The 26,542-nt window shown below is 72.4% G+C and carries 28 protein-coding genes and 1 pseudogene; 13 read left to right on the plus strand and 16 right to left on the minus strand.

The genetic code is table 11. The features are described 5' to 3' along the window. The first annotated feature begins 137 nt into the window (after positions 1-137). Together ACN28A_RS24255 and ACN28A_RS24260 are read left to right on the plus strand one after the other, a co-directional pair. Positions 138-1,010: a sulfurtransferase gene (locus tag ACN28A_RS24255; protein ID WP_421398365.1), complete on the plus strand. Its 873-nt coding sequence runs from the start codon at positions 138-140 to the stop codon at positions 1,008-1,010. 141 nt (positions 1,011-1,151) lie between these two features. Continuing rightward, complete coding sequence (locus ACN28A_RS24260) at positions 1,152-2,333, plus strand: acetoin utilization protein AcuC (RefSeq protein ID WP_421404620.1); 1,182 nt, start codon at positions 1,152-1,154, stop codon at positions 2,331-2,333. 78 nt (positions 2,334-2,411) lie between these two features. Here the strand turns inward: ACN28A_RS24260 and ACN28A_RS24265 are convergent, their stop codons facing one another. Continuing rightward, complete coding sequence (locus ACN28A_RS24265) at positions 2,412-3,365, minus strand: TetR family transcriptional regulator (RefSeq protein WP_421398368.1); 954 nt, start codon at positions 3,363-3,365, stop codon at positions 2,412-2,414. A 213-nt stretch (positions 3,366-3,578) separates the two neighbouring features. On the opposite strand from ACN28A_RS24265, the gene ACN28A_RS24270 reads away from it, so the two are divergent. After that, the gene (locus ACN28A_RS24270) at positions 3,579-4,505 is read left to right on the plus strand and encodes an ATP-binding cassette domain-containing protein (protein WP_421398370.1); all 927 of its coding nucleotides are present in this window, start codon (positions 3,579-3,581) and stop codon (positions 4,503-4,505) included. After that, entirely contained in the window at positions 4,502-6,130 is a 1,629-nt protein-coding gene (locus tag ACN28A_RS24275) for an ABC transporter permease (RefSeq protein WP_421398372.1), read from the plus strand. Before ACN28A_RS24270 ends, ACN28A_RS24275 begins: the two co-directional genes overlap by 4 nt. Before the next feature lie 133 nt (positions 6,131-6,263). Here the strand turns inward: ACN28A_RS24275 and sigB are convergent, their stop codons facing one another. After that, positions 6,264-7,301 carry an RNA polymerase sigma factor SigB gene (gene sigB, locus ACN28A_RS24280; protein WP_421404622.1) on the minus strand — a complete coding sequence of 346 codons (1,038 nt, stop codon included), beginning with the start codon at positions 7,299-7,301 and terminating at the stop codon, positions 6,264-6,266. 376 nt (positions 7,302-7,677) lie between these two features. Here sigB and ACN28A_RS24285 point away from each other — a divergent pair, with 376 nt between their 5' ends. Further along, positions 7,678-8,466, plus strand: coding sequence for a sporulation protein (locus tag ACN28A_RS24285; protein WP_421404624.1), 789 nt, complete (start codon positions 7,678-7,680; stop codon positions 8,464-8,466). Between the two features lie 49 nt (positions 8,467-8,515). Here the strand turns inward: ACN28A_RS24285 and dtd are convergent, their stop codons facing one another. From dtd to ACN28A_RS24310, 5 genes and pseudogenes are all read right to left on the minus strand, one after another. Then, positions 8,516-8,938: a D-aminoacyl-tRNA deacylase gene (gene dtd / locus ACN28A_RS24290; protein ID WP_421398375.1), complete on the minus strand. Its 423-nt coding sequence runs from the start codon at positions 8,936-8,938 to the stop codon at positions 8,516-8,518. Between the two features lie 5 nt (positions 8,939-8,943). Then, on the minus strand, positions 8,944-10,428 hold the full coding sequence (locus ACN28A_RS24295; protein ID WP_421404626.1) for a DUF7059 domain-containing protein: 1,485 nt from the start codon (positions 10,426-10,428) through the stop codon (positions 8,944-8,946). Between the two features lie 107 nt (positions 10,429-10,535). Further along, positions 10,536-11,609, minus strand: coding sequence for a CPBP family intramembrane glutamic endopeptidase (locus ACN28A_RS24300; protein WP_421398377.1), 1,074 nt, complete (start codon positions 11,607-11,609; stop codon positions 10,536-10,538). Positions 11,610-11,817: 208 nt separating this feature from the next. Next, positions 11,818-12,486: pseudogene (locus tag ACN28A_RS24305) on the minus strand (lytic polysaccharide monooxygenase auxiliary activity family 9 protein); the annotation flags it as partial. A 377-nt stretch (positions 12,487-12,863) separates the two neighbouring features. After that, entirely contained in the window at positions 12,864-13,304 is a 441-nt protein-coding gene (locus tag ACN28A_RS24310) for a cupin domain-containing protein (protein ID WP_421398380.1), read from the minus strand. A 420-nt stretch (positions 13,305-13,724) separates the two neighbouring features. Here ACN28A_RS24310 and ACN28A_RS24315 point away from each other — a divergent pair, with 420 nt between their 5' ends. After that, the gene (locus tag ACN28A_RS24315) at positions 13,725-15,245 is read left to right on the plus strand and encodes a hypothetical protein (RefSeq protein WP_421398383.1); all 1,521 of its coding nucleotides are present in this window, start codon (positions 13,725-13,727) and stop codon (positions 15,243-15,245) included. A 190-nt stretch (positions 15,246-15,435) separates the two neighbouring features. Here the strand turns inward: ACN28A_RS24315 and ACN28A_RS24320 are convergent, their stop codons facing one another. Further along, positions 15,436-16,023 (minus strand): hypothetical protein, encoded by a 588-nt coding sequence (locus tag ACN28A_RS24320; protein ID WP_421398385.1) that lies wholly within the window; start codon positions 16,021-16,023, stop codon positions 15,436-15,438. Positions 16,024-16,252: 229 nt separating this feature from the next. On the opposite strand from ACN28A_RS24320, the gene ACN28A_RS24325 reads away from it, so the two are divergent. Together ACN28A_RS24325 and ACN28A_RS24330 are read left to right on the plus strand one after the other, a co-directional pair. Further along, on the plus strand, positions 16,253-16,408 hold the full coding sequence (locus tag ACN28A_RS24325) for a hypothetical protein (RefSeq protein WP_421398387.1): 156 nt from the start codon (positions 16,253-16,255) through the stop codon (positions 16,406-16,408). Positions 16,409-17,543: 1,135 nt separating this feature from the next. Next, positions 17,544-17,921: a peptidase inhibitor family I36 protein gene (locus ACN28A_RS24330; protein ID WP_421398388.1), complete on the plus strand. Its 378-nt coding sequence runs from the start codon at positions 17,544-17,546 to the stop codon at positions 17,919-17,921. Between the two features lie 26 nt (positions 17,922-17,947). Here ACN28A_RS24330 and ACN28A_RS24335 read toward each other — a convergent pair whose 3' ends face one another. The 4 genes from ACN28A_RS24335 to ACN28A_RS24350 all read right to left on the minus strand — a co-directional run bounded on the left by ACN28A_RS24335 (position 17,948) and on the right by ACN28A_RS24350 (position 19,736). After that, on the minus strand, positions 17,948-18,379 hold the full coding sequence (locus tag ACN28A_RS24335) for a hypothetical protein (protein ID WP_421398390.1): 432 nt from the start codon (positions 18,377-18,379) through the stop codon (positions 17,948-17,950). Between the two features lie 193 nt (positions 18,380-18,572). After that, entirely contained in the window at positions 18,573-18,887 is a 315-nt protein-coding gene (locus tag ACN28A_RS24340) for a hypothetical protein (protein WP_421398393.1), read from the minus strand. Positions 18,888-18,906: 19 nt separating this feature from the next. Next, positions 18,907-19,422, minus strand: a complete 516-nt coding sequence (locus ACN28A_RS24345; RefSeq protein ID WP_421398394.1) for a macro domain-containing protein — start codon at positions 19,420-19,422, stop codon at positions 18,907-18,909. Then, on the minus strand, positions 19,419-19,736 hold the full coding sequence (locus ACN28A_RS24350; protein ID WP_421398397.1) for a DarT ssDNA thymidine ADP-ribosyltransferase family protein: 318 nt from the start codon (positions 19,734-19,736) through the stop codon (positions 19,419-19,421). Before ACN28A_RS24350 ends, ACN28A_RS24345 begins: the two co-directional genes overlap by 4 nt. A gap of 89 nt (positions 19,737-19,825) precedes the next feature. Between ACN28A_RS24350 and ACN28A_RS24355 the strand changes: the two genes are divergently transcribed. Beyond that, positions 19,826-20,404 carry an HhH-GPD-type base excision DNA repair protein gene (locus ACN28A_RS24355; protein ID WP_421398399.1) on the plus strand — a complete coding sequence of 193 codons (579 nt, stop codon included), beginning with the start codon at positions 19,826-19,828 and terminating at the stop codon, positions 20,402-20,404. Between the two features lie 176 nt (positions 20,405-20,580). Beyond that, positions 20,581-21,810, plus strand: a complete 1,230-nt coding sequence (locus ACN28A_RS24360) for a low temperature requirement protein A (protein WP_421398401.1) — start codon at positions 20,581-20,583, stop codon at positions 21,808-21,810. A 125-nt stretch (positions 21,811-21,935) separates the two neighbouring features. Here ACN28A_RS24360 and ACN28A_RS24365 read toward each other — a convergent pair whose 3' ends face one another. Together ACN28A_RS24365 and ACN28A_RS24370 are read right to left on the minus strand one after the other, a co-directional pair. Beyond that, positions 21,936-22,247: a hypothetical protein gene (locus tag ACN28A_RS24365; protein WP_421404628.1), complete on the minus strand. Its 312-nt coding sequence runs from the start codon at positions 22,245-22,247 to the stop codon at positions 21,936-21,938. 90 nt (positions 22,248-22,337) lie between these two features. Further along, a complete protein-coding gene (locus tag ACN28A_RS24370) occupies positions 22,338-22,625 on the minus strand; it encodes a hypothetical protein (protein ID WP_421398404.1) in 288 nt (95 codons plus the stop codon). A gap of 164 nt (positions 22,626-22,789) precedes the next feature. Between ACN28A_RS24370 and ACN28A_RS24375 the strand changes: the two genes are divergently transcribed. Further along, the gene (locus tag ACN28A_RS24375; protein ID WP_421404629.1) at positions 22,790-23,146 is read left to right on the plus strand and encodes a DUF3099 domain-containing protein; all 357 of its coding nucleotides are present in this window, start codon (positions 22,790-22,792) and stop codon (positions 23,144-23,146) included. Positions 23,147-23,389: 243 nt separating this feature from the next. Here the strand turns inward: ACN28A_RS24375 and ACN28A_RS24380 are convergent, their stop codons facing one another. Both ACN28A_RS24380 and ACN28A_RS24385 read right to left on the minus strand, forming a co-directional pair. Beyond that, positions 23,390-24,361 (minus strand): carbohydrate kinase family protein, encoded by a 972-nt coding sequence (locus tag ACN28A_RS24380; RefSeq protein ID WP_421398406.1) that lies wholly within the window; start codon positions 24,359-24,361, stop codon positions 23,390-23,392. After that, on the minus strand, positions 24,358-25,278 hold the full coding sequence (locus ACN28A_RS24385) for a pseudouridine-5'-phosphate glycosidase (RefSeq protein ID WP_421398409.1): 921 nt from the start codon (positions 25,276-25,278) through the stop codon (positions 24,358-24,360). Before ACN28A_RS24385 ends, ACN28A_RS24380 begins: the two co-directional genes overlap by 4 nt. Positions 25,279-25,385: 107 nt before the next feature. Between ACN28A_RS24385 and ACN28A_RS24390 the strand changes: the two genes are divergently transcribed. Together ACN28A_RS24390 and ACN28A_RS24395 are read left to right on the plus strand one after the other, a co-directional pair. Continuing rightward, positions 25,386-25,604 carry a DUF3039 domain-containing protein gene (locus ACN28A_RS24390; RefSeq protein WP_278060475.1) on the plus strand — a complete coding sequence of 73 codons (219 nt, stop codon included), beginning with the start codon at positions 25,386-25,388 and terminating at the stop codon, positions 25,602-25,604. A gap of 39 nt (positions 25,605-25,643) precedes the next feature. Beyond that, positions 25,644-26,372 carry a trimeric intracellular cation channel family protein gene (locus ACN28A_RS24395; RefSeq protein WP_421398412.1) on the plus strand — a complete coding sequence of 243 codons (729 nt, stop codon included), beginning with the start codon at positions 25,644-25,646 and terminating at the stop codon, positions 26,370-26,372. Positions 26,373-26,542 lie beyond the last annotated feature (170 nt).

Consider the following 26,542-nt stretch of genomic DNA (forward strand, 5'->3'; position numbering starts at 1 on the left):
AGGTACACGAACCCCGAGGTGGTGTCGACTAGGTCGTTCACGTCAGTGGTCCTCCCGGTCACGATGGTACCTCGGGACACCGATATTCAGTGCCGCCGAACCGGCGGTTGTGTACCGGATGGTGTTGACTGGAGGCCGTGTCCGTACCGGATGACCTTCTCGTCGACCCGACCGGGCTCGCCGCCGCACTGGCCTCGGCCGAGCCGCCGACCGTACTCGACGTCCGCTGGCGGCTCGTCGGGCCGCCCGGCCGCACCGACTACCTGGCCGGGCACCTGCCCGGCGCGGTCTTCGTCGACCTGGACACCGAGCTGTCCGGGCCGCCCGGTGAGGGCGGCCGGCACCCGCTGCCGGACCCGGCTGCGTTGCAGCGGGTACTCCGCGCGGCCGGCGTCCGGACCGGCGAGCCGGTGGTGGTCTACGACGGCGGCGACGGGATGGCGGCGGCCCGGGCCTGGTGGACGCTGCGCTGGGCCGGACACGCCGAGGTCCGGGTACTCGACGGCGGCTTCCCGGCCTGGACGGCGGCGGGGCTGCCGGTCAGCACCGGGCCGCCGTCGTCCCGCACGGGGGACCTGACGGTACGCCCCGGCGGGATGCCGGTGCTGGACGCCGGCTCGGCGGCCGAGGTGGCGGCCGGCGGAGTCCTGGTCGACGTCCGGGCCGCGGCCCGCTACCGGGGCGAGACCGAGCCGGTCGACCCGGTCGCCGGACACATTCCCGGCGCGGTGAACGTGCCGGCCACCGATTACGTCGGCACGGACGGCCGGCTACCCGCCGCCGAGACGCTGCGGGCCCGGTTCGCCGAGGCGGGCGTCCGGCCCGGGGTACGGGTCGGCGCGTACTGCGGATCCGGGGTGACCGCCGCGCAGGCGGTACTCGCCCTGCACCGGGCCGGTTGTCCCGGGGCGGCCCTCTACGTCGGCTCGTGGAGCAACTGGATCACCGATCCCGATCGGCCGGTCGCGCTCGGCGCCGATCCGGGCGATCCGGCCCCGGCCCGCCGGTAGCCGCAGGTCGGAGACCGGGACGGTGGCCGGGGCAGCCGACCGAACCCCGGGCCGTAACCGGCTGCCGGTCGCACCGGCGGCGCGCGGCGCTCCGGTACGCGATCACGGCCCGTCGGTGTGCGCCGTGCGACGATGAGCGACATGTCGGACGACACGGTGGTGGTCTGGGACGAGAGTCTGCTGGCGTACGACCTGGGCGACCATCCACTCGATCCGGTACGGGTGGAACTGACCGTGGCCCTGGCCCGGGAACTCGGCGTGCTGGACCGCCCCGGCGTGCGTCTGGTCGCGCCCTCCCCGGCCGACGACGCGGCCCTGGCCCGGGTGCACCGGCCGGACTACCTCGACGCCGTGCGGGCGGCGCCGAGTGACCCGCTCTTCTCCGGGTACGGCCTCGGCACACCGGACAATCCGATCTTCGACGGGATGCACGAGGCGAGTGCCCTGGTGGCCGGGGCGAGCCTGGCGGCGGCCGAGGCGGTCTGGCGGGGCGAGGCCCGGCGGGCGGTGAACGTGGCCGGTGGGCTGCACCACGCGATGCCGAGCCGGGCGGCCGGGTTCTGTGTCTACAACGACCCGGCGGTGGCCATCGCCCGGCTGCTTGACCTGGGCGCCGAGCGGGTGGCCTACGTGGACGTCGACGTGCACCACGGTGACGGCGTGCAGGAGGTCTTCTACACCGATCCCCGGGTGTTGACGGTCAGCCTGCACGAGACGCCGCTGGCCCTCTTTCCGGGCACGGGCTTCTCCGACGAGACCGGAGGTCCGGGCGCCGAGGGGAGCGCCGTCAACCTGCCACTGCCCCCCGGTACCGGTGACGCGGGTTGGCTGCGCGGCTTCCACGCCACGGTCCCGGCGCTGCTGCGCGCCTTCCGGCCGCAGATCCTGGTCACCCAGTGTGGTGCGGACAGCCACCGGCTCGATCCGCTGGCGGACCTGCGGCTGAGCGTGGACGGGCAGCGGGCGAGCTATCTGGCGTTGCGGGCGCTGGCCGACGAGCTCTGCGAGGGCCGCTGGGTGGCTACCGGCGGCGGCGGTTACGCGCTGGTCGAGGTGGTGCCCCGGGCCTGGACGCACCTGCTCGCGGTGGCCACCGGCGAGCCGGTCGCGCCGGACGCGCTCACCCCGCCGGCCTGGCGGGCGCTGGCCAGGGACCGCCGCCCGGAGCGTGAGGTGCCGCTGCGGATGACCGACGAGGCGGACGGCTCGTACGAGCCGTGGCAGCCGAGCGGCGAGCCGGACGCGGTCGACCGGGCGATCATGGCGACCCGCAAGGCGGTCTTCCCGCTGCACGATCTCGACCCGCAGGATCCGGCGCTCTGAGCCGGGCGGCGCCACGGCCGACGCGCCCCTCGCCAGGCTGTCGCAAAATCGTCTCGAATTAGTCTTGAAACTGTCTCGTTATGACACGTGCCGGGCCGGGTCGGCGGCCCGCAGGTGCCGGTAGAGGGTGGCCCGGGAGACGCCCAGCCCGGCCGCGATCTGGTCCACCGTGTACAGCCCGGCGTCGTGCATGGCACGGGCCGTGCGTACCTGTTCCGGGTCGAGTCCGGGTGGCCGTCCCGCCCGCCGCCGCCGGCCCGGCCGGACCCGCTCCGGACCGGCCGCCCGGCCCGCCGGGCCGCTCTCCCGACCGTCCTGCCGGCCCAGGGCTGTGCCGTCCTGCCGGCCCAGGGCTGTGCCGTCCTGCCGGTCGCCTGTGGCGCCGTCCTGTCGGTCTCCGGCGGGGCCGTCCCGGCGGCCGCCCGGCGGGCCGTCGGGAGGAGCCGGCTCGCTCCGGGTCGACGGCCGGGCCGACTGCGACCGAACCCCGCCGGGCGGTGGCGCCGGCTCGGCGAGGAGCCGGACCGCCCCGTCGAGCAGCGCGGCCCGCAGTTCCCCGTCCGGCACCTCGGCGAAGAACACGATCGGGTCGCCGAGCATCCCGGTCGCCTGGATGGCCCGGATCCGTTCCGCCCGGGTCGCACCCGGACCGGCGACCAGGTCGTACGCCCGGGTGGCGAGGCGCATGATCCGGGCGTACGTGCTGCCCCGGGCGAGCAGGGTCATGTCGTGGTAGAGCGTCCCCAGCGGGCGGCGGTGTCGTAGCAGGGTGTCGAGCCAGCCCTCGAGCGCCGCCCAGCGGGCCGCCGGCCAGGGCAGCCGGGCCGCCCGGTCCAGCGCCGCCTCCAGGTCCGAGACGAGGGGCTCGGCCAGCGCTACCAGCAGGTGTTCCTTGCTGGGGAAGTGGTAGAGGATGCCCGCCTTGGTCAGGTCGAGCCGTTCGGCGATCTGCCGCAGCGAGGTGCGCTGGTAGCCCTGGGCGCCGAACAGGTCCAGCGCGGTACGCAGGATCCGGCTCCGGGTGTCTGGCACGGGCGGACGGTCCATCCGGCCAGCGTACCGGCCACTGACCGATGATCAGGCATCTGTGACCGTCGTCCTACCATCGGTCAGTACACTGAGGGCGAGACAACCTCTGCGGATCGACGGTGGTCGGAAGCGGTGGGCGGACCATCGCCGGGCACCCCACGGTCCACGGGTCATTCGACAACTGACAGGGCAATCGGCGACTAGCAAGGGAGGGCCATGACCGCGATCTCGGTGGCCGGCCTGGTGAAGACCTTCGGGACCACCCGCGCGTTGGACGAGCTGGACCTGACCGTCCGGTCCGGCGAGGTGCACGGGTTCCTCGGGCCGAACGGTGCCGGCAAGTCCACCACCATCCGGATCCTGCTCGGCCTGCTCCGCAAGGACGCGGGCGAGGTCGGGGTACTCGGCGGTGATCCCTGGCGGGACGCCGTGTCGCTGCACCGCCGGCTGGCGTACGTGCCCGGCGACGTCAACCTCTGGCCCAACCTCTCCGGCGGCGAGGCGATCGACCTCTTCGGCGCGCTGCGCGGCGGCCTGGACCGGGCCCGCCGGGACGAGCTGTTGCAGCGGTTCGACCTGGACCCGACCAAGAAGTGCCGGACCTACTCCAAGGGCAACCGGCAGAAGGTGGCCATCGTGGCCGCGTTCGCCTCCGACGTGGAACTGCTGATCCTCGACGAGCCGACCTCGGGGCTGGACCCGTTGATGGAGGCGGTGTTCCGGGAGTACGTCGCCGAACTGCGCGACGCCGGCAGGACCGTGCTGCTCTCCAGCCACGTGATGTCCGAGGTGGAGGCGCTCTGCGACCGGGTCAGCATCATCCGGGCCGGCCGTACCGTCGAGTCCGGCACCCTGGCCGAGCTGCGGCACCTGACCCGGACCCCGATGACGGTGCAGACCGAGCGCCCGGTGGACGGCCTCGCCGACCTCGCCGGGGTGCACGAGGTGACCGTCTCCGGCGACACCACCCGGTTCGAGGTCGAGGCCGGCACGCTCGACCCGGTGCTGGCCCACCTCGCCCGGTTCGGGGTACGGACCCTGACCAGTACGCCGCCGACGCTGGAGGAGCTGTTCATGCGGCACTACGGCGACGCCGGCGAGGCCACCACCGCCCGGCCTGCGGTGCCGGCGGCCGTCCGATGAGCGCCTTCACCGGCACCGCCCGGCTGACCCGGCTGGCCCTGCGCCGGGACCGGGTGAAGCTGCTGGTCTGGGCGCTGGCGGTGCCCGGGGTCACCGTGGCGGTGGCGCAGAGCGTCGCCGGCCTCTACGGCACCGAGGCCGACCGGATCGGCTACGCCACCACCAGTGCCGCGAGCGTGGTCGCGCGGGCGTTCAACGGGCCGGTCTCGGGGCCGAGCCTCGGGTCGGTGGTCACCGCCGAGTCGTACACCATGCTGGCCCTGCTCGCCGCGTTGCTCAGCACCTTCGCGGTGGTCCGGCACACCCGGCAGAACGAGGAGACCGGCCGGGCGGAGCTGCTCGGCTCGGCGGTGGTCGGCCGGCACGCCCCGCTCACCGCCGCCCTGCTCGTCACGGTCGCGGCGAACCTGCTCAGCGGGGCGCTGCTGGCGCTGGCACTCGTCGCCGTCGACCTGCCGGTGGCCGGCTCGTTCGCCCTCGGCGCGGCGATCGCCGGCATCGGGGTGGCGTTCGCGGCGGTGGCCGCGGTGACCGCCCAGCTCTCCGGTACGGCGCGCGGCGCGAACGGCATGGCGGCGGCCTTCGTCGGGCTCGCCTTCCTGCTCAGGGCCGCCGGGGACGCCTGGGGGACCGTCACCGCCGACGGGATGCGGGTGGTCAGCGCCTGGCCGTCCTGGCTCTCCCCGTTCGGCTGGGCCAACCAGGTCAAGGCGTTCGACGGCAACCGCTGGCCGGTGCTCGCCCTGACCGTCGGGTTCGCGCTGCTCGCCGTCGGCGGCGCGTTCGTGTTGACCGCCCACCGCGACCTCGGCAGCGGGGTGCTGGCGGTCCGCCGGGGGCCGGCGACGGCAGCCCGGGGCCTGCTCCGGCCGAGCGGCCTGGCCTGGCGGTTGCAGCGCGGCGTGGTGCTGGGCTGGACGGTGGGCGTCGTGGTGATGGGACTGTCGATGGGCTCCGTCGGCGACGAGGTGGACGACCTGGTCGGCGAGAACGAGGCAGCCAGCGAGCTGATCGCCCAACTCGGCGGCAGCGACAGGCTGATCGACGCGTTCCTCGGCACCATGATGGCGATGTTCGCGCTCGCGGTGGCCGGCTTCGCGGTGCAGGCGGTACTCCGGCTGCGGTCCGAGGAGGCGGCCGGAACCCTGGAGGGGGTACTCGCCACCGCCGTCAGCCGGCCCCGCTGGCTGCTCGGCCACCTGCTCTGGGCCGCGCTCGGCACGGTCGTGCTGCTGGCGCTGGCCGGCGCGAGTACCGGGGTCGGTTACGGCCTGGTCAGCGGCGACGTGCTCGGCGAGACGGCCCGGCTCACCGTGGCCGGCCTGGTGCAGGCACCGGCGGCACTGGTCCTGGCCGGTCTGGTGGTGCTGCTGTTCGGGCTGCTGCCCCGGCTGTCGGTGGCGCTGTCCTGGTCGGTGTTCCTGCTCTGCGTGCTGCTGGGCCAGCTCGGTGCGCTGCTGGAGCTTCCGCAGCCGGTGCTGAACCTGTCGCCGTTCACCCATCTGCCGGCGGTGCCGGCCGCCGACCCGAGCGGCACGCCGCTTGTGGTGCTGCTCGCCGTCGCGGTCGCGCTGACCGGGCTCGGCCTGGCCGGCTTCCGCCGCCGGGACCTGTCGATCGGCTAGCGTCCGTCGGCTGAGCCTCTCACCCGGCTGAGTTTCCCGATCCGCCGGGACCTGTCGGTCCGCATTGCCCGGCCGACGCGCGAGCCCTCGCCCCTGTCGAACCAGGTGGCGAGGGCTCCGCGCGTCGTACGGGTCAGCTCGCGTACGCCTCCAGGCGGTCGGCCCGGGACGGGTGGCGCAACTTGAGCAGGGTGACCTTCTCGATCTGCCGGATCCGCTCCCGGGAGAGCCCGAACTCCCGGCCCACCTCGTCCAGGGTGCGCTGCCGGCCGTCGTCCAGGCCGAAGCGGAGCCGGATCACGGCCTGCTCGCGGTGCGAGAGGGTGGCGAGCACGATCTCCACCTCGTTGCGCAGCATGCCCGCCGAGACCGCGTCACCGGGCTCCTCCCGGGGGTCGACGGCGGCGACGAAGTCACCGAGGGCGCTCTCACCGTCCTCGCCGACCGCCTGGTCGAGGCTGACCGGCTCCCGGTCGTACGAGATCAGTTCGATGACCTGGAACTCCGGTACGCCGAGCGCGGCGGCGACCTCGGCCACACCCGGCTCCCGGCCGAGCTGGGTGGCCAGGTCGCGTCGGGTCCGGACCATCCGGTTGACCTGCTCGACCATGTGCACCGGGATGCGGATGGTGCGGGCCTGGTCGGCCATGGCCCGGGTGATCGCCTGCCGGATCCACCAGGTGGCGTAGGTGGAGAACTTGTAGCCCTTGGTGTAGTCGAACTTCTCGACGGCGCGGATCAGGCCGAGGTTGCCCTCCTGGATCAGGTCGAGGAAGGCCATCCCCCGCCCGGTGTACCGCTTGGCGATGCTGACCACCAGCCGCAGGTTCGCCTCCAGCAGGTGGTTCTTCGCGGCCCGCCCCTGGGCGGCGATGATCTCCAGATCCGCGCGCAGCTCCGCCGGCAACTCGCCCCGGGTGTCGGTGTTCAGCTTCTCCTCGGCGTAGAGCCCCGCCTCGATCCGCCGGGCCAGGTCCACCTCCTGGACGGCGGTGAGCAGCTTGGTCCGGCCGATACCGTTCAGGTAGGCCCGGACCAGGTCCGCCGAGGCGCCGCGCTCGTCGGTGGCGTCGAGGTCGACCACGACCTGCCCACCGTCCCCCGCCGGCTCGCTCTCGGCGCCGGCCGCGCCGGCCGGGTGAGTGTGGCTCTCGCTGTGCTGCAGGACCATCATCTGTCGCCTCCCCGCTTCGACAATGTGGCGCGTCCCAGCGGACAATCGCGCTGGTGACACATAGCTTGGCCGGTAGGGCGTGAAGCCGAGGTGAGGAGAGCGTCCGGTTGGCATGAAACCGGGAGGCTGTCCGGGATGGTTCGTCCCGGTTTCCTGCCCTTGATCCGATAGATCATCTGCCCGGGCCGGTCGGCCGACGACCAATCGGTAGTCGGGCCGGGTCAGCCGTCAGCCGTCAGCCGGTCGGCCGGTCGGCCGGTCGACCGGACCCGGCTCGGCCCGGCAGCGCGAAGGTGTGCGGTGCCGGGCGGTACTTGCCGATGGCGGTTACCGTGCGAGACGGGATCGAGATCGACGACGGATGGAGGACGTGGTGGTCTTCAAGCGGTTGATGCAGGCGATGGGTGTCGGCGGTCCGTCGGTCGAGACGGTGCTGAGCAACCCGAACTGCCGGCCAGGCGGTCATCTGGAGGGCCAGATCCACGTTGCCGGCGGCGACCACCCGGTGGACGTCGAGTACGTCGCACTCGGCCTGGTGACCCGGGTCGAGGTGGAGAGCGGTGACAGTGAGTACAACACCACCCAGGAGTTCCAGCGGCAGCGGGTGACCGGCCCGTTCCGGTTGGAGAGCGGCCAGCGCCACGACATCCCGTTCCGCTTCGAGGTGCCGTGGGAGACGCCGCTGACCGAGATCAGCGGTCACCACCTGCACGGGATGACCATGGGACTGCGTACCGAGTTGGAGATCGCCCGGGCGGTGGACAAGGGCGACCTGGACCCGGTGGCGGTGTACCCGTTGCCGACCCAGGAGCGGGTCCTCGACGCCCTGCTCCAGCTCGGCTTCCGGTTCAGCCGGGCCGACGTCGAGCGTGGCCACATCTACGGCGTACAGCAGAGCCTGCCGTTCTACCAGGAGATCGAGTTCTACCCCGGCCCGCAGTACGCCCGGGCGATCAACCAGCTCGAGCTGACCTTCGTGGCCACACCGCAGCAGTTGCAGATCGTGCTGGAGATCGACAAGCGGGGCGGCCTCTTCACCGAGGGGCGTGACGCGTTCGGCCGGTTCGTCGTCGACCACGCCACGGTGGACCGGACCGACTGGGTCCGTCAGCTCGACGGCTGGCTGCGCCAGTCGATGCAGAAGCGCGGCCTCTTCTTCTGACCTGTTCCGCGTTCTTCCGAGCTGTTCCACGCCGCCGGGGCGGGGCGGCTCACAGCTCCAGGAGCACGGTGCGCGGGCCGACGTTGACGCTCTCCACCAGCATGTGCGCCTGGAACCGGCCGGTCTCGACCTTCGCGCCCCGGTCCCGCAGCGCCTCGACGAACGCGGTCACCAGCGGTTCGGCCAGCTCGGCCGGGGCCGCCGCGCCCCAACTGGGCCGGCGGCCCTTGCGGGCGTCGCCGTACAGGGTGAACTGGCTGACCACCAGCAGCGGTGCCCCGACCTCGGCGGCGGACCGCTCGCCGTCCAGGATGCGCAGCTCGTGCACCTTGCGGGCCATCGTCGAGGCGGTGACCGCGGTGTCGGAGCGGGTCACCCCGAGCAGCACCAGCAACCCGTCGGAGACCGCCCCGACCACCTCGCCGTCGACAGTCACGCTGGCCCGGCTGACCGTCTGCACCACCGCCCGCACGGCGGTCAGTCTGCCACGGGTGCGAGGACGCCGCGTTCCACCAGGTGCGCGACGATCGGCCCGGCCGCGTCGGCAAGATCCTCCGCGGGTACGTCGTGCGCCAGCGCCAGCACCGCGAGCTGCTCGCGCAGCGGCACCTGGCCGTTGGCCCCGCCGACCAGGGCGAGCACCAGCGGATCCACCTCCTCGGTCCAGCGCAGCCCGTGCGACTGGGCCAGCACCTGCCGGTCCACCACCCAGCCGTCGGAGCCCATCGACGCCTCCTGGCGCAGTTTCAGCCCGTCGACCGCCCGGAAGCGGGTGGCCAGCAGCGCGTCGTCGTCCCGGCTGCGCAGCCAGTCCTGCCGGTCGAACCAGGCCGCGATCTGCTCCCCCATCGGCGGCTGTACGGCCTGCCGCAGGTCCTCGACCCGTACCACCGGGTCGGCGTGCCCACCCTGGCGCAGGCTCACCACGCCGAAGCCGACCGCCTCCACCTTCTGCGCGTCGAACCAGTCCAGCCAGGCGGCCACCCGGTGCGGGTCGGCCGCCTCGCTGGCGTCGGCGAGCCACAGGTCGACGTACGCCATCGGGTCGGCGACCTCGCGTTGGACGACCCAGGCGTCCAGGCCGGTACCGGCGAACCAGCCGGCCACCCGCTCGCCCCAGTCCTCCCCGGTCACGTGCAGCCAGTTGGCCAGGTACTGCATGGTGCCGCCCTCGGTGAGCAGCCCCGGTGCGGCTGCGGCCAGCTCGGCGGCGATCCCGTCACCGACCCGGCCCGAGTCCCGGTAGCTGTGCGTGGTGGTGCCCGGCCCGACCACGAACGGCGGATTGCTCACCACCAGGTCGAAGCGGCGGCCGGCCACCGGACCGACCAGGTCACCCTTGAGCAGTTCCCAGTGGTGGCCGTTCAGCGCGGCGGTGGTCGCGGCGAACCGCAGTGACCGGTCGGAGACATCGGTGGCGGTCACCGAGCGGGCGTGTTCGGCCAGGTGCAGAGCCTGCACACCGCTGCCGGTGCCGAGGTCGAGGGCGGTGCCGACCGGCCGTCGGACGGTCGCCCCGACCAGGGTGGTGGTCGCCCCGCCGATCCCGAGCACGTGGTCGGCGGCGAGCGGCTGGCCCGGCCGGGCGCTCGCCGGCACGTCGGAGAGAATCCACCAGGAGTCGCCGTACGGCTCCAGGTCGATGCCCTGGCGGAAGCCGTCGCCGACCCGTTCGAGCAGCCCTCCGGCGAGCGCCTCGGCGAGTGGCAGCGGGGCGAAGGCGGCCCGTACCGCCGGCTCCGGCTCGGTCTGGGCGCAGACGAAGAGCCGGATCAGGGTGGCGAGCGGGTCGCGGTCGTCGGTGGCCCGCAGCGCCGCCCGGAAGTCGTTGCGGGCCAGGCCGCTGGTGGCCGCCGGGCCGAGGCGGTCGGCGATGCCGCTCGACGTGTAGCCCGCCCTGGTCAGTGCCGTCCGGACCTGGTCCACCCCAGCCGGGGACAGCAGCATCTCGTTCCCGTCCACGGCGTCCATCCTGCCCGCCGGCCGGGACAGGCCGAGCCGCAACCCCCGCAGTTGAGGGTCCGGAACCATCCCGTCGGGTGTCAGGGGTCCGTGGTGGCGACCCCACCTCACCGTCGGCCGGGTGTTTCCCCAGCTGACGGCGCTGGTGCTGGCATCGGCGCCGGGCCCGTCGGTGCCAAGCCCGTCAGTGCCGGGCCCGTCGGCGCCGACCCGGCTGGAGCCGGATCGGCGATCGCCGCCGGATCTCCGGGTGCGGGGGCCGGTTGCTCGGGTGAGCGGGTCGGCAACCGGCGGCGGCGGGCCAGCCGGAGCACCACGACGGCGTACCCGGCGTGCACCAGCAGGCTCACCACCAACATCTCCCAGGGGCCGTCCGCGGCCGTCTCATCGCTGCCGAGCTGTCCCAGGGCCGCCGCGCCGGCGAACGAGACCAGGTTGTTCACGACGTGCAGCGCGACCGCCGCCTCCAAGCCGCCGGTCCGGATGGTCAGCCAGCCGAGTACGCCGCCCGCCACCGCCAGGTCGGCGAAGCCCCATCCGGTGCCCCAGCCGTGGGCCGAGGCGAAGAGCAGGGCCTGGAGGGCGACCGCCGGCCACGGTGTGCGGAGGAACGCCCCGACGGCCTGCAACAGCCAACCCCGGAAGAGGTACTCCTCGGCGGCGGCCTGCAACGGCACCAGTAGGAGCAGCAGGGCCAGTGCGCCGAGGAAACCGGCCCAGCCCGGCCAACCGGTGTCGGCGGCCCCGGCGTCGCCGTCCGCGCTGCCGGTCAGGGCGAGCAGTCCGAAGCTGCCGGCCAGCAACAGCAGCACCGCCGGTATGGAGACCAGGGCACACCAGCCGAGCCAGCGCCAGCGCAGCCGGCCGAGTACCGAGGAGACCGTGCCGGCCGGACGGGCCTGCACCCAGCGGGCCGCGAGGAGTACGAACGGCAGGGCGGCGCCGATCGAGGCCAGCAGCAGTACGAGGTCGCCGAGCGCGCCCAGTGCCGGCAGGCCGTCCGGACCGGTCGGACGTCCGGTGGCGGTGGCGATCGCGGTGCCGATCCCGATCAGCAGGCAGAGCACCAGGAAGGTGCCGCCGAGGACCAGCAGGCTGCCGAGCAGCGGGCGCCACCAGCGGTGTCGTTCGGTGCGGGCCAGCCGGTGGTAGGAGGTGCCGGGCGGGGCTGCGGTCGTCATGGGACAAGCGTGCCGTCCCGGTGCCACCCGGACGTACCGGTGGCGGGGGTGGCCGGTGGGGAGGGTGGCCGGTGGCGGGCCGCGGGTGATGTGCCCGCGGCCCGCCCATGCCGACCGCGCCGGACCAACCGATACGTCGGCAGGGCAGTCACAACAGCCCCGGCAGGTGCGTCAGCGGCATCGGTGCGTCAAGCGTGTCGGTGCGTCAGAACGTGACGTCCGAGCAGCCGTAGAAGGTCTCCGTGCTGTCGGACCGGGTCCACACCGAGTAGATGATGTGGTGGCCGCTCTTGCCGGACGGCAGCCGGCCGGTCCAGTAGTAGTGACCGTCGTTGCTGCCCACGTTGCCCCGCTGCGGCGGGTTGGTGGCGGAGGAGAACGGCGTCGGCTCCAGGTCGCTCCAGGCCAGCGGGCGGGTGGGGCTCCAGCTGTTCCGGGTGACGTACAGGTCGAACCGGCCCGGGTGTGCGGCCCAGTTGCTGTACCGGAACTCGATGCTGGCGCCCGAGCTGACCTGCGCCTTCGGGAAGTCGGCACGGGCCAGGTCCCAGCCCCGGAAGGTGGCGTTGCCGCCGCTGCACAGCTGGCCGTCCGGGATGAAGCCCTGGGTCCGGCCGGCGCCGTCCGAGCGGAGCACGCTGAACCAGTTGTAGAGCGGGGAGACGCCGCTCACGTTGGCCGCGGCGACGCAGCCGGGGTTCTGGTTCACGATGTTGCCCTGCGGGGTCAGGCCGTCGCGGTAGCAGGCGTACGTCCGGCTCGCCGGGACCATCAGCGCACCGTGTGCGTTGGCCGGGTTCGGCGAGATGACCGCCAGGAGTCCGCCGGCCAGTACGGCGGTGACACCGACGACCGTCAGTCTGCGCAGGAGTTTCACGAGTTGATCCCTTCTGTTCGACCGCTGCCGGCGGGAGTTCGTCGTCGGGCGGCGCGGTCGGGCGACTCCGGTGGGGCGTGCGGGGCGTGGTGGTGGCATCTCGTCACACCCGGTCACCGGATACTGGGTTTAGCCCGGATCCCACACACGCAGCACGGTTGCCCCCGTACTGCGGCGATATGCTCCATTGGAGCACGACCGGCCGGCTCAATCAATAGATGGCGATAGATATCGGACGTGCGGAATAATCCTGCATGTCCGTTCGGTGCAGGCGACGGGCGGGCGGTCGGGTCAGGCCGGTCGGGTCAGGCTCGGGGTCGGGCCCAGCCTCAGGGTCGGGCCCAGCGTCAGGGGCGCGCCCAGCCTCAGGTTCAGGGTCAGTCCAGTCGGAAGTCGGCGAAGTCGAAGCCCGGCGCCACCACGCAGCTCACCAGGACCGGCTGGTCGCCCGCCGGCTCGGCCGACTGCCAGACACCGCCGGGGACCACCGCCTGCGGCCGCTCACCGGCGGCCACGTCCGGGCCGAGCCGGATCTCGGCCGGCGTCGTCGCCGGCACCTCGGCCGCGCCGCCGAGCCGGAGTCGCAGCGGACCGCCCGAGTGCCACAGCCACAGCTCGTCCGAGCGGACGACGTGCCAACGGGACCGCTCTCCGGGCTGCAGCAGGAAGTAGATCGCGGTCGCGGCGGCGCGCGGGCCGGCGTACCCGTCGGGGGTGAAGGCGTGTGCCGAGCGCCAGGTCTCGCGGAACCAGCCGCCCTCCGGATGTGGCGCCAGGTCGAGTTGCTCGGCGGTCGGGGGTCGGTTGGGCGTCGTCACGGTTCACTCCGGTCGTCGGGGCAGGTGGGAAGCCTACCGGGCCGGCAGGGGGCGGGCGCGGGGCGACGGCGGCGACGCTGCCCGGTGCCGGTACGGGAAAAGCCGGCTGTGTGCTTCTCGGAAAATGGGGCCCGTCGCTCGACCAGTACCTCTTCGTCGGACTCGTGGTGGGCAGTTATTCCGGTCGGCCAGTTCATGTCAACGTAAAGTCAGGTCGCCTCCGAATGGCAGGTCCAGCTATTTCTTGACAGGCGATCGAGAAATTGTGGAGGATCGATCTGCGCGCTGCTGGCGGTGCGTACACGGGGGAATCTGGGATCAGCTGTGCCGCTTCGAGCCGAGCCAAACCGCGGCGGGTTCCCCTGTCACCGTGTCCCGTGCCGAAATGGCACCGTCCGACCTGGTGGAGGGAACCCGAGCATGAGTCATCGACGCGGGGCCACGACCCGTCGACGCGCCGCCGTGCTGCTGGCACTGGCGGCGACCTGCCTCTCCGCGCTGGTGCACGGCCGAGCGGCGGGCGCCCAGGTGCCGGTGGCGGCCCGAGCCGGGACCGGGACCGGCCTGACGGCCACGTTGCTGCCCGGTCCCGAACGGGCCGACCGGTCCCGGCTGGCGGTTGACTGGACGGGCGACGCAGGCGTACACCTGCGGGTCAGCCTGGCCACCACGGAGCGCACCTCCCGGCTGCTGGTCGCCGACCACGCTCTCTCCGCCGGGGTGAACCTGCTCAATCTGGCGCTCCCGGCGGAGGCGGCGGGGACGTTGCGGATGGAGGTACGCGGCAGTTCCGGACCGCCTCTGCGCATCCTGACCGAGGACCTCGCCGCGCTGCGTGCCGAATCCGCCTTCGCCTGGCGATCGGGCGTCTCCGCCGCGCTCCCGGGCTTGATGGTGGGCGGCTCCTTCGACCAGGCCGGTGCCGTGTCGGCCAACGACGTCGCCCGGTGGGACGGCGGCACCTGGTCGGCGTTCGCCGGCCCTGGCGGCGACGGAACCGACAGCCAGGTCAGTGCCATGACGGTCTTCAACGGAGACCTGATCGCGGGCGGCGCTTTCGTCTACGCGGGCGGGAAGCTCGTCCGGGGCATCGCCCGCTGGGACGGCACGGACTGGCAGCCGCTGACCGGCTCCGCCGGCACCGGTGTGATGAGCTACCTGCTGGACTTCGTCAGCAGCCTCCAGGTCTTCAACGGCAGCCTGATCGTCGGCGGCCAGTTCCTCAACGCCGGCGGCCTGCCGGCCAACCACATCGCGCGCTGGGACGGCACCGAGTGGCACACCCTGACCGGACCGTCCGGTACCGGGGTGGACAGCGCCGCCGTCTGGGACCTGACCGTCCACAACGGTGCCCTGATCGCCGGCGGCGGCTTCACCGAGGCGGGCGGTCTGCCGGCCAGCCGGATCGCCCGGTGGGACGGCAGTTCCTGGTCGGCGCTGGCCGGTGGCATCAACCCCGGCGAACTCAACGGCTCGGTCACGTCGCTGGAGAACTACAACGGCGATCTGGTCGCGGCGGGCTCCTTCGACACCGCGGACGGTGTGCAGGTGAACAACATCGCCCGGTGGAACGGCAACGCCTGGTCGGCGCTGACCGGGCCGTCCGGCACCGGCCTGTCCAGCTCGGTCCGGGACATGGCGGTCTACCAGGGAACGCTCGTGGTCGGCGGGGAGTTCACCCACGCCGGTCCGCTCGCGGTGAACCACGTCGCGCGGTGGAACGGCAGCGCGTGGTCGGCGTTCACCACCGCACCCGGTACGACCCTGAACAGCACCGTCTACGCGGTCACCGTGCACTACGGCGAGCTGGTCGTCGGTGGCGGGTTCACCCAGGCGCTCGGCTCGCCCACCGACTATCTCGCCCGGTGGACCGGCACCGGCTGGGCGAGCCTTCCGGGCGGCGCCCCGAACGGTTGGGTGACCGAGTTGTTCAGCCTCTAGGTGTGGCGCCGCGGCCGGAACGCCCACGCCGAAACCCACGGCCGCCCGGCCAGTCCGGAAGCCGCGACGAGTGCCGGTGCGGGACCTCGGACGACCGGGTGGGTGCGATACCACGTCCCCGCCCGGTCATCCCGGCTGGTCCCTGGTCACCCCCGGCCGGTCCCTGGGCGAGTGCCGTTCGGGTCAGCGGTCAGAGCCCCGCCGCCTCGTCGTAACGGCGGCGCAGGCTGGCCATCTCGTTCTCGTCCAGCGACTCCTTGAGCGCCAGTTCCTCGTACTTGTCCGGGAACATCTCCCGCAGCCGGTCGACGAACCGTACGTTCTCGGTCGCCTCGACCACCTGGATGCCCGGCGGTTCGGTGGCCATGTCCACGATCACCGGGCCGGCCAGCTTGACCGCCCAGTCCCACGGGCGCTTCTGCTCGGCGACGCCGCAGAGGTGGAAGCCGTAGACCGTCTTCACCTCGGCCAGGGTGCTGACCTCGCCCGGTTCGAAGCCGTAGACGTGGACGCCGCAGATGATCGCCGGCTTCTTACCGTCCTTCTCGGCGGTCGCCTGCTGCACGTTGTGGCCGGCGTGCTGGTGCTGCCCCGGGTCGGCAGACTCCAGGGTGGTACGCAGCCGGGTCATGATCTGCCCGCGCAGATCCGCCGGCTTGGCGTCGGAACCGGCCGTGTTCAGCAGTACGACCGTGCCGGCCGACACCGCCAGCAGGATGACCGCCACCCACACGAAGCGGTTGCGGTACCACCCCGCGAAAATGTTCCGGGTACTCATGATCGTGTCTTCTCTCGTCGCCGGGTTGCTGCTGCGTTGGCATATCTCGTCGGACGCGCCGACCCGGGCTGGGCGGGAGCGTTGCCGTCGTCGGTCGGAATCTGGCCCGGCGAACGCAGCGCGGATCCGGCAGGGTGACTGTGACGTGCTGGCGGCGCGCTGCCGGCGCTGCGGTGCGGTGCTCCCGTGCTGGCCGTTCCCAGTGCGGTTGCCCCCGCACTGCGGCGATATGAACCATTCCAGCACGGCCCGGCCCACCCCGGCAACATCGACGATCCTCAGCGGCGCGCCGGGCCTCGCCCGCACATCCGGCCGCACCGCCGGGACCGGTGGCCTGGCCTCCCTGCCCGGCAACCGGGCCGGGCTCCGCGCGGTCGGGAACTGAGCACGGGCCTTCGGACACGTACCGCCACCGGCGGATGACGGTTAGCGGCGGGCAGGTGCCGGGTGGAGACTGCGGGTTCTTTCGCCGTTCCGGCCAGCCGTCCTGCCCGGAACCCGGTGCCCGGCCGGCGAGCCCGTTTCCGGCGCGGTTCTTCCGATCCCGGTGGAGTTGTTCCGTCGGACGCCGCCGCAGCGTGCGGCCTTTTTCCGTCCTCCTATGCAGTTTTTCCGCGATGGTGCGAGCCGCATCTCCGATGCACAGAACAATGCGTCGGTAAATCGGAACAAGCACGGATTTCTGGTACGTCTTGACGAATCCTCCTCACTTGCACATGATCCCTGAATCGAGGTGATCGGTGGGCGGTCCAGGGCTGTCCGGTAAACGCTGCTCTCGTCGTCACCATTGGAAACCCCGGCCGGCGTGCACCGTCGGGTGTCGCTGTTTGGCGCAGGCAAAGAGGCCGACAATGGCTGGAAGAAAGAGGGCCCCGGATTCCGGTTCCGGTGGGGAATCGTCGGACCGGGGGCGCGTCGCTGCCGGCGCCGCCGTCGCGGGAATAATGCTCGTCGCCGTACTCGCGTTGTCGATGGTATGCATCGTGCTGTTGCTGAAACAGGGGTGCCGTTGGAAGCTGCGGTGCGGCCCGGGGAGTTCTCCTGGGCTCACTGTCAGCAGCGCAGATTCGGGCAATCGGGGCCTGATGGGTTGAAAGGGGGCCTTCCGCTGCAACGGAAGGCCCCGCCCGATTCCGCTGGACCCATGGCAAGGCCGAACCGGGAACCTGTGACCAACTGGCCACGTTTCGTGGAGACCCTACAGTACGTAGCCAAATGGCGACAGGTCACCCTGGCTGGTTTTGCGAATGCACGTGCACAGGAACAGACGAAGCATTTTCGGATTGGTCGGCAGGTTCTTGACGATGCGAATGTTGTCACGACACATAGGGGGTGACCGATTTACCGCCGGATCGCGACCGAGGTTCCGCTTTTTCCGGACTAGCCTCGGCTGCCCACTGATGGGATGATCCGAATTGTCGTTCGAGATCATCCGGATCGGCTGCAACCCTCCCGGACGGGGAATGATCTCAACGGTGGTCTGAACCGCTGGACCCGGCGGGTGACGCAGCACGTCCGTGATGCGTTACCCGCCCCTCGAAAGGCCTGAGCGTGCACGACAACGACCGTCGCCAGCAGCCGCCCCACCACTCGTCGCCCTGACCCGTCCCGCGCACACCCGGGCCGCCGTCGCCGACTGCCCGCAGGGCTGGTTCTGCTTCTACGACCGCACCAGCTACGGCTATCCCCGGGGCAGGCGATCCGACTGCGGCCGGCAGGACCCGGCCGCCTGGGGTTGGCGCTACCGGGTCGAATCCGCGCACTACAACCTCTCCAGCGGGTCGGTGGCGTTCCTCTACAGCGGCAGTCGACTCTTCTCGGTCGGCGCCGCCGCACGGGCTCTCGGCGACGTCGCGCCGTACCGGAACTGGGCCACCCACGTGCACCGGTACTGCTAGGTCCGCCGGCCGCCGGCCGCCGGCGGTCAGCCGCCGGGCGTCGGACCGGAGGGTGCCCGGTGACCGGTTGCCAGGCTCCGGACCGCGCCGGCCAGGAACAACAGCGCCGAGGGCAGGAACGCGACGCCGAGGCCGCCGAGGGCCAGCAGCAGGCCCCAGCCGCCGATCGCGACGGTGGCGACCAGGTCGAGGTACCCGGCCAGGCGTGCCGCGAACCGCTGGGCCAGTGCCGGCAGGGCGGCGGCGAGCACGGGTACGCCGAGCAGCACCAGCGCCGCCGCCGCACCGGAATCGTCGACGGTGAGCGGTGCGAGGACGAGCGCCACCAGCACCGTGATCACCAGCCCTGACCAGCGGACCAGCCGCTGCCCCTCGCCACCCCTACCGGTCAGCACGAGTACGCCGACCGCCAGCACGGCGACGAGCGCACCCGCCGTCGCCGCGAGGATCAACGCCATGGTCCCTCCGATCGGCAGGGGAGGATCCGGATCGACGGCCCGACTCCTGCCGGCACACGGGCGGGAGGTGCCAACCAGGCCGTCCCACCAGATTACCGGCGAGTCGCGACAGTGGTCCGCCGTCGGCCATCCCTCCGACGCCGTGGCCGACGAACCGCTCCGCGAGACCGCTGACGCTGTTGGTCCGCCGCACCTACGCCGGAAGAAGCTCCCGCTCCAGAAGGCGAGCAGTGGCGATCCGCACATGCTTGTCGGTGAACATACGAGCCTTGCGAAGGCTCCAGGACGCCACCCGACCGGCCAGCTGCCCGGGATCAGCCGTCGGAGGAGTGCGGCTCAACCCGGCCGCATACGGCCCGTACGTCCCACGCCCGAACGTCAGTCTGAGCGGAGCGCCCAGCGACTGGAGGAAGTAGGCAAGCTTCTGGATCTCGAGCTCGCTGATACCTTCCCGCACTTCCTGAAGTCGGGCACGGTCGAGATGACGAGCGATTGCGACCAGCAGCATTGCCCGATGAGTGGTCAGGTCAGGTCAGGTCAGGTCGGGGCGGGGCGGGGCGTCGCGTTCGCATCGCACCCGGCGGCGGAGCCCCCTCGGGAGGAAAGACGACGGCGCGGACGTCGGGCATTCGTGCGCAGGCTTGCTCGATGAGGGGACGGACCTCGTTCCACGGCAGTCCACCGTTGCCGCAGCCCAGAGCGGGGATGGCGAGCGACCTGATCCGGTGCTCGCGAACGACTTGGACCAGGGATTCGAGGCCGGGCGCGATGTCCTCCATACGTGCGGCGGCCCGCCAGTGCCGCTTGGTGGGGAAGTTCAGGATGTAACGCCGAGGACCCAGGACGGCGTTGTCGAACGTCCAGACCTCACCCGTACGGACCTCGCCTCGTGCGCAAGCCGCGCGGTACGCGTGGAAGTTTGCCGGATATGCCCGCTTGAATTGCAGAGCAATGCCTTTGCCCATGACGCCGGCCGTGTTGACGGTGTTGACCAGCGCTTCGACGTCGGCAGTGAGCAGGTTGCCGTGACCTTCCTCGATCATTCTCCCCACCCCCGTCCGTATCCGTAGTACCAGGCTGGTCTGACGATGATGCGCTCCGCCAGCGGATGATCACGCAGTATCCCGCCGACCTGTTCCCCCCGCCTGTCGTCGTATATCCCGTTCCATCTGATCACCTGCGTCGACACCCTCTGGTGTACCAGGAACTCCGCCTGACGTCGGCTTCGACGTTGTCGAGGTGTGTGAAGTGGTAGATCCACCGATTCCTCGACGCTTGGTTGACCATGTCGTGGTGCATGGGGGCTGAGATCTCCCGATCCGCCGTCGCCCGAGCGCGACACACGTCCGTCGTCCATCGGAAGCGATGACTGTAACGTGTGATGTCCTCGTCACCAATGAACGCGCCGTCGCACTGCTCACGCGACGATTACGGCATCATCGGACCATGCCACTCTCGCTGCCCATCGGTGCCGAAGCCAACGAACTGCTCCGGCGGGACCCGCTCGCACTGTTGATCGGGATGGTGCTGGACCAGCAGGTCAGCATGGAGAAGGCGTTCGCCGGCCCGTACGAGTTGGTCGAACGGCTCGGGCACGTCCCGGACGCGGCCGAGTTGGCCGACTTCGACCCGGAGGCGCTGACCGCGATCTTCGCCGAGCGGCCCGCCCTGCACCGGTTCCCCAGGGCCATGGCGGCTCGGGTGCAGGAGGTGTGTCGAGCCCTCGTCGAGCGGTACGACGGCGATCCGGGCCGGCTCTGGTCCGGTGCCGAGGACGGCCGGGAACTGCTGAAGCGGATCACCGGGCTGCCCGGCTTCGGCAGGCAGAAGGGGCAGATCTTCCTGGCTCTGCTCGGCAAACGCTTCGGCGTGCAGCCGCCCGGCTGGCGGGAGGCGGCCGGCGACTACGGGCTCGACGGCGTCCACCGTTCCGTCGCGGACGTGGTGGACGAGTCGTCGCTGGCCAAGGTACGCGAGCACAAACAGCAGATGAAGGCCGCCGCCAAGGCCGCCGCCCCGGGCTGAGCCGGCGCACCCGCCGCGCCTCGGCGGGGGTTGGCTCGTTGAGTGAAGAGATCGTCGACACTCAGGGAGCGACGCGGTGGCCCGGAAGGCTCTGGCCGGCGTAGGCCCGGGATCGCGGGCTCTGGTCCGGGTACGCCGCCCCGGACCGCCGCCCCGAACCGGCGGGCCGACGCCGTATGGCTGACACGCCGATCGATCCGCTCCTGCGCACCGAGGCGAGCTCGCAGCGGGCCACCTTTCTGGAACTCTTCCTGGACCTGGTCTTCGTCTTCGCGCTGACCCGGGTATCCCAGCGGCTGGTCGAGGACTTCACCAGCAATCAGCGCATCCTGCTCGCCGAGGCCGGCCAGACTCTGGTGCTCTTCCTGGTGCTCTGGTTCATCTGGGCGTCGACGGCCTGGGCCACCAGCACCCTGGAACCCGAGACGTTGGCGGTGCAGGGCGTCGTGGTGGTGACCGTGGTGTGCAGCATGGTGGTGGCCGTCGCCGTGCCGGAGGGGTTCGGCGACCGGGGCCTGATCTTCGCCGGTGCGTATCTCGCGGTCCAGTTCGGCCGCGTCGGGTTCTTCCTGCTGGCCACGCGGGGCCGGTCCGTCCCGGGCGACCCGGGTACGCCGCGCCGGGTGCTCTTCTGGGCCGGGGTGACCGCCCTGCCGTGGCTCGTCGGCGGCCTGGCCGGTGAGAACGCCCTGCGGGGAGTGCTCTGGAGTGTGGCGGTCGCCGTGGACTACCTCGGCTTCACCCTGGGCTGGCCGACGCCCCGGCTCGGCCGGGCGCACTACGGGGGGCAGCCGTTCGCCGGGGAGCACCTGGCCGAGCGCTACCAGCAGTTCCTGTTGATCGCGCTCGGCGAGCTGATCCTGGTCACCGGGATCAGTTTCAGCAGCACCGAGGGGGCCGCCTTCACCCCGGCCAGGAGCGCCGCGCTCGGGCTGGCGCTGCTGACCACGGTGCTGCTCTGGCGGATCTACTTCTACCGGGCCGGGCACGTACTACCGAACGCGATCATCCAGGCGCGGGATCCGACGCGGCTCGGCCTGGCCGCCGCGTACACGCACCTGGTCATGATCGCCGGCATCGTGCTCACCGGGGTCGGCTTCGAGCTGTCCATCACCCACCCGTTCGGGCACATCGTGCCCGCCTGGCTGATCGCCATCCTGGGCGGTCCAGCGCTCTTCCTGGCCGGTCGGGCCGGCTTCGAGTTCCAGGTGTTCGGTCGGGTCTCCTGGACCCGGGTGGCCGGCCTGGTCCTGCTGGCGGCGTCCGCGGTGCTGGTACCGGTGACCCGCCGGTTGCCGTTGCTGACCGTCGCCGGCATCACCGCGGCGGTGCTGCTCGGGGTGGCCCTGTCCGATCTGCGCCGGGCATGGGGACAGACGCCCGAGCAGCCCGCGCCGCCGGTCTGAGCCGACGGACGCGGTGTCGCCCCGCCGGCCGGCAGCCGTTCCCAGGCGTGCCCGGCCACCGGTCCAGCCGGGTCTGTCGGCATCCGGTTGCCGGCCGCGGGGTGCCGGCCGGTTGGTGGCCGGTTTCAGGCCGCCGTCGGGTGGGCGAGCGCGGCCAGTGCCCGGCGTACGTCGGCCAGCGACACCGTCGCCGAGTCGTCCAGGTCGGCCAGCCCTGCCTCGATCCACTGCCGCATCAGGGTGGTCACCCCGATGCCGCGCGCCTCGGCGGCCGAGCGGACCCGTTCGTAGGTGTCCAACGGCAGGCGTACGGAGCGGCTGACCATCGGCACGTCGGTGTCCGGGGTGGGCAGTTCGACCGGCTGCGCGTCGTCGATCAGATCCGCGAGTCCGTCGTCTTCGGCGTGGAACCGCTTGACGGCATCGTCTCGGTGCATCGTCACCGCCTCCTCCTCGTCTCCGTGCTCGACCTCGTGATCGATCCCGGTTTCCTGGTGCGCGATTCCGGGCCCGTCCGGTGGACGGACTCATCGCCGGCGCCCCCGGACCGCCTCCTCGTAGCGCTTGGACTCGATGTCGGTCAGGTCACGCGCGGAGAGGATGTCCCAGTCGTTGTCAACTTGATCGGCCTCGGCCAGCAGGATGGCCAGTCGTCGTCCGCGCCGTGACATGGCGTAGACGATCATGACGTCGTCGCCGAGGTGCCGGATGACCCGTCGGGCGCTGTGCAGCGCCTCCCACACCTCGCCGGGGGTGACGTCGTGGACCTTCAGGTTTCCCAGTGCCTCGTCGGTGAAGCTGAACCTGCTGCCCACCCGAGGGAGCGTACCACGTAGGTAACACGCGGATGTGACGTGACGAACCAGGTCCGGGGGCCGGCCCCGCGTCGTCGCACGGTGGAAGGTGCGAGTATGGGAGACGGCATCCCGGGACGGGGAAGTTCCGGGGAGGACCGACCGCATTCCTCCGGAGGCCCGTGGTGAAGCGTCAGGCGTACCAGCCGATCCTGATCACCGACGCCTCACGCAGCCAGGACGACCAGTTGCACAGCCGGCAGCGCCGGTACCTCGTGATGATGTCGGTCCGGGCGCTATGTGTCGTCGTCGGCGCCGTCCTGGTCGGCGCCAAGGCACCGCTGCTCTGGCTCTGGCTGCCGCTCTGTGCCGTCGGCATGGTGCTGATCCCCTGGTTGGCCGTGCTGCTCGCGAACGACCGCCCGCCGAAGGAGGAGCACCGGATCGGCGCGCGGATGCGGCGCAACCATCTCGACCAGACGCCGCCCCGGGCGCTGCCCGCCGAGGAACGCCCGCACCGGGTGATCGACGCCGAGCCGTGATCCCGGGCTGACCGCCCCCGGTCGGTACCCTGAACCGGCCGGTGACCAACCCCGCACGCACCGGTTGCCGAATTGCCGCAACCCCGCGGCACTGCACCGGGCGCAGCGGGCGGGCCGGCCGGCACGGCCTCGAACCCGCACCGGGCGCAGCGGGCGGGCCGGCCGGCACGGCCTCGGACCTGCGCTGCCCGGTCCGGCGTCGCCCCGGATCACCTTCGCCCCCGACCGGCATCGGCCCGGTTGTCAGCGCTGTCGACCCTCGCCGGTGGGCCCGCCGGCCGGCGGCCGCGCTCCGAGGGTGCCGACCGCGGCCGCGCCCAGGTCGGCCGCCCGGTCCAGCGCCTCGGCCGGGCCGGCGCCGCCGACCCGGGCCGCCAGCAGGCCGGCCGCGAACGCGTCTCCGGCCCCGGTCACGTCGCGCACCGGCACCCGCCGGGCCGGCACGGAGACCACCGGGCCGCCGCGTTCGGCCCAGACCGCGCCGGCGGCACCGTCCTTCACCACCACGTGCCGGGCCACCCCGGTCAGCGTCCGTGCCTGCGCCGCGGGCGTACCCGCGCCGGCCAGCACCACCGCCTCGTCCGCGTTGGCGAGCAGCAGGTCCGCATCGCGTACCCAGGCCAGGAACGCGGGCGCACCGACCCGGCGCAACGGTTCGGCGGAGGCCGCGTCGACGCTCGTGGGAAGGCCGCGTCCGCGCGCGGCGGCCAGCGCGGCCAGCCCGGCCCGGCGCGACCCGGCGTCCAGCAGGGTGTACGCCGACAGGTGCAGATGCCCCGCGTCCACAGCCTCGCCCAGCGCCGCGTCGACCTGCTCCGGGGTCAGCCGGAGGTTCGCGCCGCGCTGGGTGACCATGGTCCGCTCGCCGTCGCCGGCCAGCACGATGACGGTGCCGGTCGGAGCGTCCGGATACCGGCGCACCGCACAGTGCACGCCCAGCGTGGTCAGCTCGGCGATCCGGGAGGTACCGGCGTCGTCCACGCCGACGGCGCCGACCAGGGTGACCGGGCAGCCCTGCCAGGCCAGCCAGGCGGCGGTGTTGGCGGCCTGGCCGCCCCCGGTGACCCGGATCTCGGCCGAGGTGTCGGATCCGGGCGCCACCGGCCCGGCCAGCACCGCCAGCACGTCGGTGACGACGTCGCCGACCACGACGATCCGGCGCGGCGGCCCACCCTGGCCCGGCGGCGGAGCCGGAGGCGCACCTCCGGGCGTCATCGCCGGCCGGCGGCGGCCACGGCGATCCGGGCGGCGAGAGCGGCGTTGCGCAGGATGATCCGGACGTTCACCGCCAGGCTGGCACCGTCGGTGGCGGAGTGGAAGTGTGCCAGCAGGAACGGGGTGACCGCCTTGCCGGTCACCCCGTCGGCGGCGAGCCGGGTCAGGCCGTCGGCCAGGGTGCGGTCGTGCAGGGCCGGGTCGAGCTGCTCGTCGACGGGAAGCGGGTTGGCCACGATCAGCGCGCCGGCCGTGACCCCGTGCCCGGCCCGGGCAGCGAGCGCCGCGGCCACCTGTTCCGGCGAGTCGACCGACCAGTCCAGGTCGAAGCCGCCGTCGGTGACGAAGAAGCCGGGGAACCGGCGGCTGCGGTAACCGACCACCGCCACACCCAGCGTCTCCAGCCGTTCCAGCGTCGCGCCGACGTCGAGGATCGACTTCACCCCGGCGCAGACCACCGCGATCGGGGTACGGGAGAGCGCGGTCAGGTCGGCCGACTCGTCGAAGGTCTGCGCCGCCTCCCGGTGCACCCCGCCGAGCCCGCCGGTGGCGAAGACCCGGATCCCGGCCGCCGCCGCGACCGCACTTGTCGCGGCCACCGTGGTCGCCCCGTCGGCCCCGGTGGCGGCGGCCAGCGCCAGGTCGCGTACGGAGAGCTTCGCCACCCCGTCCGCGGAGGCGAGCCGGGTCAGCTGGGTGTCGTCGAGGCCGACCACGAGATCGCCGTCGACCATTCCGATGGTGGCCGGCACAGCGCCGTCGGCGCGTACCGCCGCTTCGATCTCGCGGGCCACCCGCAGGTTGTCCGGGCGGGGCAGGCCGTGCGAGACGATGGTGCTCTCCAGGGCGACGACGGGGCGATCGGTGCGCAGTGCCTCGGCCACCTCGGCGCCGTACCGGATCTGATAATCGGTCACGGCTGACCACCGTACGGTCCGGGGCCGGGGGGTGTTCCGGTGGACCGCTCGGCAGTGACCTGCCAGACTTGACCGTTGGCGGGGTCACCGAGGGAGGAATCGCTGCCGTGAGCACTGAGGTTCTCGAGCGTCCGGAGCTGAAGGACGCGGACACCGGGCCGGAGATGTTCCACTACGTCCGGAAAGACAGAATCGCCGAGAGTGCGGTCATGGGGACCTTCGTGATCGCGCTCTGCGGTGAGACGTTCCCGGTCACCAAGGCCGCCAAGCCGGGCTCGCCGGTCTGCCCGAAGTGCAAGGAGATCTACGACTCGATGCGCGACTGAGCCGGGCCGGAGCCGCCCGTCAGCGCGTAACATCCTGCGGTGACCGCCGCAGCCGCCCTGCTTCTCGCCGACCTCACCGGTGTGGCGATCTTCGCTGCCTCCGGCGCCTCCGCCGCCGTGGTGAAGCGGCTGGACCTGTTCGGGGTGGTATTCGTCGGCTTCGTCGCCGCACTCGGCGGCGGCATCTTCCGGGACCTGGTGATCGGCGCCGGGCCGCCACTGGCCTTCGCCGACTGGCGGTACGCGGTCACCGCGACGGTCACCGCCGCGGCGGTCTTCTGGTTGCACCCCCAACTGGCGCGACTGCGCACCACGGTGCTGGTCCTCGACGCGGCCGGGCTCGGCCTCTTCACCGTCACCGGTACCCTGACCGCGCTGGACACCGGCCTCCCCCCGGTCGGCGCCTGCATGATCGGCATGTTGACCGGGATCGGCGGCGGTCTGGGCCGGGACCTGCTGACCGGGGAGATCCCGGTCGTGCTGCGCCGGGAGATCTACGCGGTGGCGGCCCTGGCCGGTGCGGTCGCGGTCGTCGGCCTGCACCGGGTCGACCTCGCCGGCCCCGGACCGCTGATGGCGGCGGCGCTCTTCGTCTTCGCCCTCCGGCTGGTGGCCCTGCGCCGCCGCTGGTCCGCCCCGGTCCCGGCCGACCGGCCCGCCTCGGCCACGGAGTCGGCCGCGCCTGCGGCCCGGGACCCCGGCCGCCGGTCCGGACCCGGCGGACGGGCCGCCGACGGTACCGGTCAGCCGGCCGACCAGGGCCGCTGACGGCCCGGCTGCCGCGCCCCCACCCGGCATCGTCGGAGGTCCTCGACGGCTGTGCCAACCGTGGCCGGTGCGCCGCCGGTGTCGCCTGGGTCTGGTGGGGCCGGCTGGTTATGCTGGTACGGCCTTCGCGCTCGTCCGGTCGCGGAGGCGTTTTCGTGTGCCTGGATACC

Source organism: Plantactinospora sp. WMMB782, assembly GCF_049179135.1.
GTDB lineage: Bacteria > Actinomycetota > Actinomycetes > Mycobacteriales > Micromonosporaceae > Plantactinospora.